Origin of the sequence: Luteibaculum oceani (assembly GCF_007995015.1) — a bacterium.
Classification (GTDB): domain Bacteria; phylum Bacteroidota; class Bacteroidia; order Flavobacteriales_D; family Luteibaculaceae; genus Luteibaculum; species Luteibaculum oceani.
Genome location: NZ_VORB01000001.1, coordinates 466,528 through 480,010, shown reverse-complemented (window position 1 = coordinate 480,010; position 13,483 = coordinate 466,528). Strand labels below are relative to the sequence as shown.

Genomic DNA, 13,483 nt, shown 5'->3' with positions numbered 1-13,483 from the left:
GAAAACCCCGCTTTTATTTTGCATTTATTTAGTTAGCTATTACTTCTTAATAAGCTTCTGCACTCCAGACAGGTTGCCGTGAAGTTTAATCAGATAAACTCCAGAAGGCAACTCAGAAATATCTATATGCTGGGTTGTTCCATTTTGAAAAACTTTATCCAACCACATTAATTTCTTACCTGTATAGTCTGTAATCTCTATAGCCTTAATTCCAGCAGAATTGGCAATGCTTACCTCAACCAATTCCTCTGCAGGGTTTGGTGCAAGGGTAAAGCCTAACTCAGCATTTTGATCTTGGATGCCGGTACACTTAACCACATTCACAGTGATTACTGCCTTATCCTTTGCTGCAAATTCTCCAAAACAATCGGAGCTAACAGTATACTCAAACTTATAAGTACCCACTCCTGCAGCAGTTATGTCAAAGATGCTTCCAGATAAGTGACCGCTGCTGGTTATTTCAGCAAAACTTCCACCTGGTGTAACATTGCCAGCAAGCAAAGAGGTAAGATTGATTTGTTTTTCTTCTAAACAAGCGGTTCTTACTACGTCTTTACCAGCATATATACTTCTGTCAGGATCTGAAATTTTAATTCCAACATCACCTCTTCCATTATCATCTGGATCGATAAGAATCATGTATACAGCACATGGGTCTAGGTCTTTAAGTGATAATTTAGAACCAAGCGCACAACCATCTGCATCGTCATTTGCAGCTATTAATTGATAGGTTGCAAAATTTGAGCACGATGTAGCCTTGTATACTGCCAATTGAGAATCAAATCCATTGTTACCATTGTTACATAGGTCAATTATAGCTTTACCAGAGGCTGGAGCATAGAATTTAAACCAAATACTTGCATCCAATCCATCACCCGAACACCAAGCGGTGTCAGAATAACACCCACCATTTGTTTGCGGCTGAATTGCTAACTCACCTACTTGAAGCGTAGCACCTTCGTTAGAGAACACCCTATTGGTATTGTCAACTGGTAATAGGAAAGCAGAACAAGCATCATCGTAAGAAATTCTATTTCTTACCAGAGTAAATGTTTTAGATGCGGTTAATCCACAATCATCGGTAACCGTAACGTTATACTCTCCTTCATCTAAATTAAATCTATCCTGACTTGTTACGGTACTTGCCATTCCGTTGTCTACCCAACTGTAGCTATATGGGGCAAATCCTCCAGAAACAGACACATCGATTGAACCATCGTTGGAGATTTCCGTATTTGGATTGGTCTCCAATCCGGACACTACCATTGCTCCGCCTGTTTCAGGGGCGATAGTTAAGCTATATAACCCTTCTAATTCCGTTCCACCTGCCATATGGTTTGCGTCCACCAGAACATACAGAACTTCACCAGGAGTTAAACAACCTAAACGAAGTTCAGAGTCGGTATTACCTCCAGAAACAGAGATATCGTCATTAGCGGCTACTAAGGTGAAGCTGTCAAAATCTCCACAATCCACCGCCTCGAAAACGGCAAGCTGTGCATCAAAATCATCTGAATAAAGATTTATGAATACGGCTCCTGAGCTTGGTACCGTAAACTTGTGCCATACCGAAGCATTAATACCATCAGACAGGCACCAGCCTTCCGTGCTTTCACAGTCTTCGTTAGTTGGAATTACCAAACTGGATAACTCGCCTACCTCAACGGTAGCAGCGGTATTGTCTCCATTATAGAAAGAACCAACAGCAACGTTTATAGCATCGCAAACATCATCGTTAGTAGGTGGATATATTAATTGAACAAAAGCAGAATCTAAGAAATCTCCTACGGAGCCTCCACAATTGTCATTTACACCTATTTTAAACAAACCTGCAAAAAGAGAGTTCATGGTAAACTGACTTCCCACGGTTACTATTGGAGATCCAATTAACGTAACAGAATCGGCGGCTACTTCGCCAAACCAAATTTCGTACGGAGCAGCACCGTCGGCTACCATTGCAGTTAAACTACCGTCGTTTACTCCAGCGCTACTTGGGTTTTCAAATTCCACTGAAAGCTCTATTGGATCGAATACTGGATCAAGGATCTCAATCGTATCAATGAAAGCGGTATCCGGAGCAAGACAAAAGCCTTGTACCACTATAAAGTACTCACCCGCTTCAAGATCTTCTACAACGAAGTTGCCCGCATCAACAAGACTATCTTGTATACCATTAATAACGGGCTCTAATCCACCAGTTTCTCTCAGGGTTACATAATACTGGCCATTTCCTCCAGCCAAATTGGTTGCAAAGGATGCATCATCACTTCCAGGACACTCAGGCCCCTCTATAGAGTGAATTTGCGCAACGATAGGATCGAATACTGGATCGCTTACGGTTACCTGGAACTGCTTAGAATTTAAGCAAGCATCTGTTACCGTAAATAAGTATACACCAGCATTTATATTATTTCCTGAGGATGACGGAGACACCACTATAGAGTCTCCTGCAAAAGGACCACCGGTTTCAACCCCTCCTGATATTTGGTTAAAAGTGGTTTGATATCCACCGGCACCGTCGCTATACTCGATGGTAATTGCTCCGTCTACATCTCCAACACAAGTAGGACTTTCGGACGATACCGAAACCATTAATGCATTTGGATTATATGGATTGATGGTGATGTTAGTATCAATTCCTACTCCACAGGTATCCATAATTTTCACATTGTATACACCTGGTGCTAAATCATCGAAAATTATACTTGGGCTCCAAGGTTTTAAATCAGATATGATTGAATCACCATTATTGAAGTTTACCGAGTATGTGTAGTTTTCGGGAATTGACATGAAAACCCCACCATCGATATCGGAAATTTCTATCATACCACCGTCGTTGCAGGTTTGATCGCTAGAAGAGATATCTGCTTCCAACTCATCCAGTTCTATCTCTTCGATGAATAGGCTAAAGGCACCCTGCTCACCTATACCGGCAAACCCATCTACTAAAATGTAATATGTACTTCCAGGAGTTAAACAATAAACCTCGAGACGAGAATCGTTTATATTATTAAATGAGTTGTCGTTATCGTCGTTAGCAGCCAAATAGCTGTATGTATTGAAATCAGAACAATCATCAACTTGGAATACTGCAACCTGCGCATCGAAAGATAAATTTCCGATGTAGGGTAATCCTTCCACGATAATTTCTGCAGCTCCACTTTGAGGGGCGGTAAATCGGAACCAAACTGAAGATTGGATACCCGTTTCTTCCCAACCATTAAATCCTTCGTCCTGATCTACGGGAATCGATAAATTATCCTCATCGGTATCGGTAGTTGCGCCGTTGTTGTGAAAGGTGGTTAATACATCGCCTTCTGAAACTACGATTGCATCACAAGGATTGTCGTTAGCTAATGGAGCCAACAAAATAATAGTAGTATCGAAAGATCCGAAGCCCAAACAGCTATCGCTGACAAAAACTTCATAAACCCCTTGTGGGGCTTGTGGAATAGAAAGCATATTATCGAGCTCTTCCACATAAGACCCATCTACAAACCAAGTAACTTTAAAGTCTTCTTGTCCACCTGAAGCTGTTATAGTAACAGATCCATCTTGCGCGGTAAAAGAAGTTGGATTAACTCCAACAGCCGCAACTGAAAGCGGGTCGAGATGAGGATCGCGCAACTGAATATATATTGTGTCTTTTTGAGTACAACCATCAAACCCAATCACTTGATACCAACCTTGAGTAGCCATTTCGTATTCCGACTCATCTGGTCCCGCCACTAGGCTATACACCAAGGTGTCTGGCTCATCAGTAGTAACTGTATCTGCAATATAATATTGAAAGCTATGAGCAGCCATTTCTCCTCCTTCTGAACTCACAGTAATTACACCCGTACCACTTCCAGGGCAGTAAGGATCTGTTGATGAAACCAGCGATACGGAGAAAGGCGATTGTTCTGGATCCTCGATTACAAAATCCACAGAGTCCATCATTTCACATGCATCCGAAGCAAAAAGACGGTATCTACCCTCGGTAAGTTGAGTAGAAAAATAATTAGCAGGACCCGTTACAGGTTGAGCTGTTTCTCCGTCTAAATCACTCTGATTGGAGCTCAAAGGAACCTTCTTAATGAAAAGTAAAACAGAATCGTCCTCCCAGGTAATTCCTCCCATATGGAAAAGATAACCACCTGATATTTCAAATTCAATTTCCCCAGACCCACCAATACACTCTGGGTTCGTTAAGCTGGTTAGTTCTATATCAACTGGATCGGCTTGCTGAGGAGTAAATGTAAATTCACCACTAAACTCATCACCACATATGTCTGTAAAAGTAACGGTATGCGTTCCCGGCATAAGGCCTGAAACATATCCATCCACTCCAGTTCCTGACTCAGTTCCAAGTTCCCAGCTCAACTCATCTACATATTCTGCAAGAACTTCATCCAACCAAAGGTCGTAGGGTGAACCTCCCGATCCGGGAGCAATATCCGATGAATCGGCCGCTACAAGTAAATCGAAGCCAAGTCCTAAGTCATCGCTATTGGGACATACATAAAAACCATTGGTATCTGGTTCAATAAGGACAACGTATGGCATTTTAAGATCTGCAGAGCGAACGGCAATATCAAAATCACCATCTTCAGTTCCGAAACCATCAACCATTATATAATAAGTAGCACCAGGGTTTAAACAAAAAATATTCTTTGTAAAATCATTCGACAGGCCACTTTCTGCTGCTTCAACCAATTGAAGCCCCGGAATATTGGTACAGGTCCCTTCGAATAATGCCATTTGCGTATTGAAATCACTATTTAGAATCTCAATTCCCACTACACCCGAAGGGGGCGCCTGAAAGCTATACCATACTGTATTAAGCAAATTAAAATCCACCTCGAATTTAGAAGAAAGTAGATTTCCAAGAGCATATTCTGTTGCTCCTTGAACCGATGCAAACTCGTTCGATTGACCGGTAAGGGTATCATTCACATCAATATCACTGGCATCGCAGATATTGTCATTTACCGGAATACCAGAATTAAATGTGGTTTCCGAAGCAAACTCAATGTTAAACTGAAAACTTAGTCCCGATGCTGATGATTTGTTATCCCAGAGCAAGTAATAATCTTTTGTTGGCAATACCCTTTTATCGTTAACCAGGGCTGCCAATCCGCAAGCATTATCGCTAGTGGAAACTAAATTTAGATTGGTACAGGTATTTCCATCGAACAAGAACAATCTGGTGTCATTAGGTGCAGCTTGCTCATCGCAGGAGCTTACCGTTAAATATCCTGCCTCGGCGACAGAAAATACGAACCAGATTGAATCGTCTCCGGTTGTTCTGGGGTCTAGATTAATGACGCCAGATTGATAAGTAGTGCCATCGAAAAATGTACCTAAAGATGTTCTGGTGGAGCACTGCTGCCCCATCATTACACCGCCAAGTAAGATCGAAAACACCCCTACTAGAAACAGTTTGAGTTTTTTCATAACTAAATGGATTTGGGTTTGTTCAAATGATATTTGAAAAATATCGCTATTAAATGTATAAATTATTAGCTCAATTTTAAGATGTTAACAATAATCTTAGACCTATCCTAATGAAAATCAGTAATGAAACTACAGGGCAAAAAAAAGGGTGCTGTAACAGCACCCTTTATAATTATTGTAAAAAATTAAGTCTAATTATTGATCCACTAAGAGTTTGAATCCTTTTCCATGAACATTAACGATCTCCACTTTTTCATCTGACTTTAAATACTTTCTAAGCTTGGCTATGTATACATCCATGCTTCGTCCATTGAAATAATTATCGTCTCCCCACACAAAATTTAGTGCCGCATTTCTCTCAAGAACAGAGTTTTTATTTTTACATAACAACATTAGAAGTTCATTTTCTTTAGTTGTCAACTTTCTCTCCTCTCCGTTTAGAGCCAAACGCTGATGTTCGTAATCGAAAACATAAGAGCCTATTGGAAATTCCTTTGGGAAATTCTCTTCCGCCACCCCGGATCTTCTTAAAATGGCATTAATTCTCGCCACCAATACCTCCATGGTAAAAGGTTTGGTTAGATAATCATCTGCTCCTACCTCAAACCCTTTAAGAACATCGTCTTTTAAGGTTTTAGCAGTTAAAAATATAATTGGAACATCCTTATCCGTAGATCTAATTTCTGATGCTAACGTAAACCCATCCATGATGGGCATCATTACATCCAAAATCAAAATATCAAATTGATCTTGCTTAAAAGCCTCGAATCCCTGCTGACCATCTTTACAAAGGGTCACTGTAAAATCCTTAGCCTCTAGATACTGAGTTAACAACATACCCAAGTTTGGGTCGTCTTCGCATACTAAAATGTTTATTTTCTTTTCGCTCATGTGGCGGGGAGTTTAATTATAAATGTTGTTCCTTTATTTAACTGACTCTTAACTGTTATTGTACCATCGTGTTTCTCGACAATAGCTTTAACGTAACTCAAACCTAAACCATATCCCTTTACATTATGAATATTACCTGTGGGAATACGGTACAATTTATCAAATATCTTTTTTTGGTTTTCTTTAGTAATACCTGGACCGTTATCCGACACGTAAATTAACACTTTCTCGGATTTTAAATCTGTTTTAACCTTAATTAAAGCATTAGCACCGGAATACTTAATAGCATTATCAAGCAGGTTGTATACCACATTGGTAACATGAACCTTGTCTACACTTGATTTAAGCGCACCCTTGAACAGCTGTAATTCAATTTTACTTTGATTTTGTTTTGCTTGAATTTGAATATTGGAAACCGCTTCACTTACAATTTGATTTAAATCAACCACATCTTTTTTCAGGATGAGCTGTCCACGGTCTAAAACTGCTGTTCGCAGTGCATTTTCTACCAATACCCCAAGGCGTTTATTCTCTGCCTGAATCATCTCGACAAAAGATGATTTCATTTGCTCTGATTTTTTAACGGATCCATCAGTCAGTGCTTCACAAGCCAATGAAATAGTTGAAATAGGGGTTTTCAACTCATGCGTCATGTTATTGATGAAGTCATTCTTTACCTCACTTAAATGCTTTTGCCTTATTACGGTTAGCACGGTTCTAGAGAAAACGAGAATAATAACCAGGATGAAAACCCCACTCGCCGCAAGCAAAACCCACATGGTTCTCAGTAGGTAGGTTTTTTGATTGGGAAAGTACAAGTAAAGGAAATAGGGGTTTTTAAATACGTCGTTGGGAAATAAACGCGCCTGATATGCATTTTGCACGGGTTGGGCTAACCCATGAACCGGGCATATTACATCAAATGCGCTTTCCCCTTTTTCATTAAATATTCCAAACTTATAGGTTGCCTTTAATCCTCGGTTTCTTAACTCAGTGTACAACATGGAATCGAGCTCCGTAGCTGATACCCTTTGATTGATGTTTTGGTAAAAGGCATAAGAGAACCATTTGTTTACCACCTCATCGACCAAATTGGTGCGAAACTGCATACTGTTTAACCTCTCCTCAGACAAAAGTGATAGGAGGGTATCTAACTGCTCTGGACTGGACTCAATTTTAATTCCGTCCTTATCCGAAATAAGGTGCCGTGTTGTTTTTCTATTTCTTATAAAGCTGCCAAGAGTGTCTTTAATTTGCTCCTGCTTAATTCTATACTCCAATTTACTGGAGTCAGGATTGTTTTTTAAATCGATTTTTAAGCGATTGGACCCGCTCTTGTAAAACATAGAAGAACCAAGGGGGTGATTTTGTACCTCTTTAAGCGCCTCTTGTTGTTCTAGCTTTTGAATAACCGAATAGAGCAAGTTTCCGATGCTTTGCTCGAATTGAGCCTCTTTAAGGGTAACGGCTCGGTCTATCCAAAAAAACTGGATGGCAATTAACCCAATTAGGGCTAAAATCATCCCTGCTACCGAGAAATTAAGGTGTTTTCCTTTCACGCTTCTAAAGTAGAGCAGTCAAATAATAGTTGGGAAATGCTTAACAAAACTTAACCACAAAAAAAAGGCTGCCTAGCAGCCCTTTTTGGCTATTTATTGCCGTTTTTGAAGAACCAACCAAATTTTTGGTTGAACCATATTTCTATAGACTTAAACATGGTGGTGGTTTTTGTATTTATTATGCATAACCAATTAACGCCTCGATTTGTTACCTTTCCGTGAATTCTTTTAAATTATTTAACGACTTCCAAATCCAGTAATCCATGAAAAACGCGCTCTCTTCCATGAAAAAGGTTCTTTTAAGGACCCTGATCATACTTATTGCTGTTGTTGCCTTACTTAAAATTTCGGGCTATGGATATGTACTAACGGCGGTAAATAAATCGATACTAGATGGACATTTTGGACCCGGTATTTACGATTTAGATAAGTTTCCAAAAAATGAAATTAAACCTGCAGAAAAGAGGTTTGAATGGAAGGAAAAAGACAAGTTCATCCCCTTAACTTCGGAGGAGAATGAATTTCATAAGCAGGTAAGAAGTACTAGCTTTTTAGTGAGCTATGCCGATACCCTCTTAAGCGAAAGTTATTGGGGAGAGCACACGCTAATTAGTTACTCCAACTCCTTTTCTATGGCTAAAAGTATTACTGCTACGCTTTGTGCTATAGCCGTTGATAAAAGAGAGATTAAATGGGAGGATCCTATTTCCCTGTACATTGAAGAAACTAGAGGTTTGGATATAGGCAAACTGAATTTTCATCAATTGTTGAACATGAGTGCCAACACTTCTTGGTCGGAGAGTGGCGGAAACCCATTTTCAAACAATGCGGAAGCCTATTATGATACCGATCTGAAAGAGCTCTTGTTGACTTTGGAAATGAAGGGTAAACCCGGTTCCAAATTCAATTATCAAAGTGGAAACACTGCGCTTGCTGGTTGGGCTTTGAGTAACGCGGTAGGAATTAGCATTTCGGAATACGCAGAGCAAAATCTATGGTCTAAAATTGGCACCAATTTCCCAGCTTACTGGAGTACCGACGAAGACAATAACCTAGAGAAAGCTTTTTGTTGCTTTTACGCAGTTAGTAGAGATTTCGCGAAACTCGGTCGTCTTTGGATGAATAAGGGACAATGGGACAGTACCACAACCGTATTTAATGCAGAGCAAATGGACTTCTTAATCGGAGCCCAGGAAGTGGATTACAATGTTTGCCCAGACGTATGCTACGGGGTTGCATTTTGGCTGGAAAACTACAACGGGAAGAAATTCTACTATGCCCGTGGAATTTTAGGTCAGTACGTTATTGTAATTCCAGAGGAGCAACTTATTATTGTGCGCACGGGCCACACCCGTTTAGATAAAAACGAAAGATATCATCCTGCCGACTTATACGAATACGTAGAGCAGGGTCTAAGAATGAAAACACTGTATGAAAAAGGACATCGAGTTTCCTAAGGTTAAGGAAGTTGGAATTGGAATTAGTTTGGAGGAAAAGGAGGGCACCAAGTTCTGGCAGGCCTTTTTGATAAATAATAGCGATGACCTTATTGAAACCATTTTAATAAGTAGCAAAGGATTTGGCTCTATCGATGGCAAGGAAAAAGAAACTGCAACCATGCGTCACCATTTCCCTGCTATGCCACCGTACAGTGCGCAGCCTTTTGAAGGTTTGATTATGGAGTTAACCTCTTTAACCAATGAGTTTTGGGTTAGCTATTATCGAAAAGGAAAATTGTACGATAAGAAATTTGTCTTTGTCGCCGAGAGTATATCGGAGGATAACTTGGTGAAACTACCTATTATTGAACAAAAAGGAGTTTTAATCTTGTAAATCATGCGAATTCCATCTGCCACAAGCCTTTTATTTATTGATTTAGAAACTGTTCCGTTACATGAAAAATTTGAGGATCTAGATCCTCGTGGACAGGAATTATGGCAACTAAAAAATAGATATTGGTTGCAAGACGATCAAGATCCCTCGGCGGTTTATGCAGAGCGAGCTGGTGTGATGGCAGAGTTTTCAAAAGTTATTTGCGCTACCGTTGCTTATTTATCAAGCAATGGGAATGGATTAGCGCTTAAATTAAAAAGTTTCTACGGAGACGATGAAAAGACCGTACTCCAGGAACTAATACCCGTTTTAAATTCGGTAGGGAGAACGGAATTAAAATTACTTTGTGCGCACAATGGAATAGAGTTTGATTTTCCTTTTCTAGCTCGTCGCATTACTATACATCAACTGGCACTACCAGAGTGCTTGGATTTAGCGGGAAAAAAACCTTGGGAGGTTCCCCATATTGACACCATGGAATTATGGAAATTCGGCGATAGAAAGGCCTACACCTCACTTAACCTCCTTTCCTATGTCTTTAACATCCCCTCACCAAAAGATGATATCAGTGGTGCCGATGTAAAGAAAGTGTACTACGAGGAAAAAAACTTAGAGCGAATTGTCAGATACTGCGAAAAGGATGTTACCACATTGGCCAAAATCTATTTGAAGTTTGGTAACAATGGTTTGGAGATTAATGAAATTCAAAGTGAATTCTAAGATTGATTTCAATAACAAATTATTCAGTATTTAAGGGAGATAAAAACTCTTTGGTTTCTAAATTTAACCTAACGATTAAACCGGGCGAAGCCATTGGTATAGTGGGTGAATCTGGAAGCGGAAAAAGCCTGAGTATTTTAGGCTCCTTTGGATTGATTTATAATCCAGATTTAAGATTTGAAGGAGCTTTAAATTTTTATGGCCATAAGGTTTCCTTTACTAGGCCAAAATGGCAAAATGAGCTTCGCCGATTTTTAGGTAGAGATATAGGAGTGATATTTCAAGACCCTATGTCGTCGTTACATCCTGGAAAGCGCTGTATCAACCAACTGCTTGAGGCTATACACCAACCATTAGATAAGCAATCTAAGCTTACTAAAATTTCCGAAACTCTAGATCAAGTTGGATTGGATAGTGCGTTGGCCTACAAGTACCCCTTTCAGTTATCGGGTGGGCAACAGCAAAGGGTAATGATAGCCATGGCGGTAATAAACAAACCTCAACTCATTATTGCCGACGAACCAAATACTGCATTGGACAGCGAGAGCAGCCGACAAATATGCACCTTGATACAGACGGTGCAAAAGGAAATAAATGCCGCTCTAATTTTTATCAGTCACGATATTAAACTGGTTGCGGACCTGGCTGATACCATTATGGTGATGCAGAAGGGAGAAATTGTTGAGGTGGGGCCTAAAGAAAAAGTGTTAGACAACCCCGAACACCATTATACCCAAGCCCTTTTAGCATGTAAACCCGAGCCGGATAAAAAGGGCTACTACCTTATTGAAATTGACGATTACGGAAAGGCGGCAGAAGAAAAGATCCCAATTACTAGAGGCGAATTACCTGTTTTAGAACTAAAAGAAATGGCCCCTTTTTACGGTGCGAAAAAAGCATTTCCTCTTAAGCAACCTATTAGTTTTAAATTAAATGAAGGTGAAGTTTTAGGGTTGAGTGGATCATCGGGTTCTGGTAAGAGTTCCATTGCAAAATCGTTGGTGGGTTGGGTTAATGCAGAAGGAGAAATTGTTTTTAACAACACGCCTCATCAGCTACCCATTAAAAATTGGAAACCGCTAAGGGAAGAGATTCAATACGTATTTCAGGATCCCTACAGCGCATTAAACCCCAGCAAGAAAATTGGGGCTCAGCTAATTAATGCCTCGGATGGAAAGAGCGGGAAGGAAAAAGCAAAGGAGCTAATAACTCAAGTTGGATTAGATGAAGCGGCTTTGGATAAATATCCACATCAATTTAGTGGGGGGCAAAGGCAGCGAATTGTTATTGCAAGAGCATTAATGGTGGATCCAAAAATTCTCATTTGCGATGAATCCGTATCGGCTTTGGACCTATCTGTGCAAGCAAAGATTTTAAACCTACTTAAACGCATACAGGTATCTAGAAATCTATCCATAATATTTATAAGCCACGATACGGAAGTTGTAGAATATTTTTGTGATCGGGTGATTCGCCTATAGATGTATTGGCTCACATTTAAAGGTTATACACCGTTACGGAATCCAGCGATAACCAGAAATTTTAAGAATCTCGGAGTCCGATTGGATCCAAAATGGAAGGTCTCCACTATCTAAAATGGCCACATTAAACCCTGCACTTTTAACTTTCTGAACCAGTTCTTTGCTTGGTTTGAAATTATATGCAGAGGCAAAATTCCCAAAAAACATTGCTGGGATTTCGTCGTATTTACTTGTGTTAAATAAAACGTAGGTCTCCTTTTTATTTATTTCAGAAATCCTTTGAAAATACCTGGCATTATATTCTCTTAAATTTTGGAACGTTCCCCCTTCTGCTTTTTCAGAAGTATGGTTTTCAATGATCTGGGGAGCTTTTAGGTTGAAATGTGCCAAAGACAATATAAGCATAACGAAAAGCCACTTTCCAGCAAGCAAATATTTTCCTGAGTCAAATAATTTTAACCTCGATTTTAAACGTCGGAAGAGGTGAAATATCCAGAATGCAAGGAATATATAGGTTATAGTACTAATGGAAAAAGTAAAGGCTATCATCTTTGTTTTGGCCACCGTAAACAAGAGATAAATGGAAACGAAATAAGAAATGGTGGCAATTTTAAACGTTCGCGGCACTTCCTTAAAAAACCAGAACCCCATAATTAGTGGAAAAAGGATCAAAGGGTGAATGCCATAGATTTTTTTGGCTGCATTAAAATGGTACCAAACATCTCCGCCATGGCCCTCAATATTTTCAAATAAGTGACGCGAATTGTATTCAAATTCAAACCTTGCAACCTTTGGGAATTCACTCCATATATAAAGCTGCCAGGGAAGAAATGTAATTAGACAAATAACTACGGAGATAGCAAGCTCTAGATAATATTTCGGTTGAACCCTTTTTTCCCGATTGAAAAGGATGGTTAGCCCCCATCCCAAGTATACCAAGAGCCCTGTTAGCCACTTATTTAAAACTGCACACCCAGCTAAAATCCCCACCAGAACAATCCAAAATCCACGCTTTTTATTTTGACTATGTTCTAATTCACTCCACGCCCAAATACTCGCTAAAATGTAAAATTGAAAAATGGAATCGTTGTGATCAGTATGGATTATACCCGTCATCATTTCCACTGTAAAGAAGCTGGTAGCAAGCAAAAGACCGCTTAAAAAGCCTATGTTTTTTCCAAGCCATAAGCGACCTGTACGATAAATAAAAAACACGCCAATAGTTCCAAGAATTGCACTTGGGAGTCTAATTGCAAAAGCATTCACCCCAAAATATTTCATGCTGACCGCCATTTGCCACATAAAAAGTGGTTGCTTATGCAACCAAATATGTCCTAAGTCCCAGAAAGCAAGTTCTCTTGGCACAAAATTATGCTTGTAAAGGAATGGTTTTAGAGGGTTATCTAATAAATTCTTTGCCACCATAGCATGAAACTGCTCATCCCATAAGTGCAAGTGGAAATCGAGGGAAATAGCAAATAATCTAATGAGTAAGGAGCCTGCCAAGAGCAAGAAAATTGCTAGCCCAGTTCTTTTCAGAAAAAAAAAGCTTAAAACCGC

8 protein-coding genes are annotated in these 13,483 nt (G+C 39.7%); 4 read left to right on the top strand and 4 right to left on the bottom strand.

Translation table 11 applies throughout. The features are described from left to right. Positions 1–39: 39 nt before the first annotated feature. From FRX97_RS02050 to FRX97_RS02040, 3 genes are all read right to left on the bottom strand, one after another. Positions 40–5,439 (bottom strand): T9SS type A sorting domain-containing protein, encoded by a 5,400-nt coding sequence (locus FRX97_RS02050; protein ID WP_147012867.1) that lies wholly within the window; start codon positions 5,437–5,439, stop codon positions 40–42. A 195-nt stretch (positions 5,440–5,634) separates the two neighbouring features. Then, positions 5,635–6,330: a response regulator transcription factor gene (locus FRX97_RS02045; RefSeq protein WP_147012865.1), complete on the bottom strand. Its 696-nt coding sequence runs from the start codon at positions 6,328–6,330 to the stop codon at positions 5,635–5,637. Next, entirely contained in the window at positions 6,327–7,889 is a 1,563-nt protein-coding gene (locus FRX97_RS02040; protein ID WP_147012863.1) for a sensor histidine kinase, read from the bottom strand. The genes FRX97_RS02045 and FRX97_RS02040 overlap by 4 nt, the downstream gene beginning before the upstream one ends. A gap of 263 nt (positions 7,890–8,152) precedes the next feature. On the opposite strand from FRX97_RS02040, the gene FRX97_RS02035 reads away from it, so the two are divergent. Genes FRX97_RS02035 through FRX97_RS02020 form a run of 4 tightly spaced genes read left to right on the top strand, consistent with a single transcriptional unit; the run spans position 8,153 to position 11,923 of the window. Further along, on the top strand, positions 8,153–9,346 hold the full coding sequence (locus FRX97_RS02035; RefSeq protein ID WP_147012861.1) for a serine hydrolase domain-containing protein: 1,194 nt from the start codon (positions 8,153–8,155) through the stop codon (positions 9,344–9,346). Then, complete coding sequence (locus FRX97_RS02030) at positions 9,321–9,722, top strand: hypothetical protein (protein WP_147012858.1); 402 nt, start codon at positions 9,321–9,323, stop codon at positions 9,720–9,722. Before FRX97_RS02035 ends, FRX97_RS02030 begins: the two co-directional genes overlap by 26 nt. A gap of 3 nt (positions 9,723–9,725) precedes the next feature. Next, on the top strand, positions 9,726–10,442 hold the full coding sequence (locus FRX97_RS02025; RefSeq protein WP_147012856.1) for a ribonuclease H-like domain-containing protein: 717 nt from the start codon (positions 9,726–9,728) through the stop codon (positions 10,440–10,442). A 2-nt stretch (positions 10,443–10,444) separates the two neighbouring features. Next, positions 10,445–11,923, top strand: a complete 1,479-nt coding sequence (locus FRX97_RS02020; RefSeq protein WP_147012854.1) for an ATP-binding cassette domain-containing protein — start codon at positions 10,445–10,447, stop codon at positions 11,921–11,923. Positions 11,924–11,956: 33 nt separating this feature from the next. Here the strand turns inward: FRX97_RS02020 and FRX97_RS02015 are convergent, their stop codons facing one another. Next, positions 11,957–13,429 carry an ArnT family glycosyltransferase gene (locus tag FRX97_RS02015; RefSeq protein ID WP_170226988.1) on the bottom strand — a complete coding sequence of 491 codons (1,473 nt, stop codon included), beginning with the start codon at positions 13,427–13,429 and terminating at the stop codon, positions 11,957–11,959. Positions 13,430–13,483 lie beyond the last annotated feature (54 nt).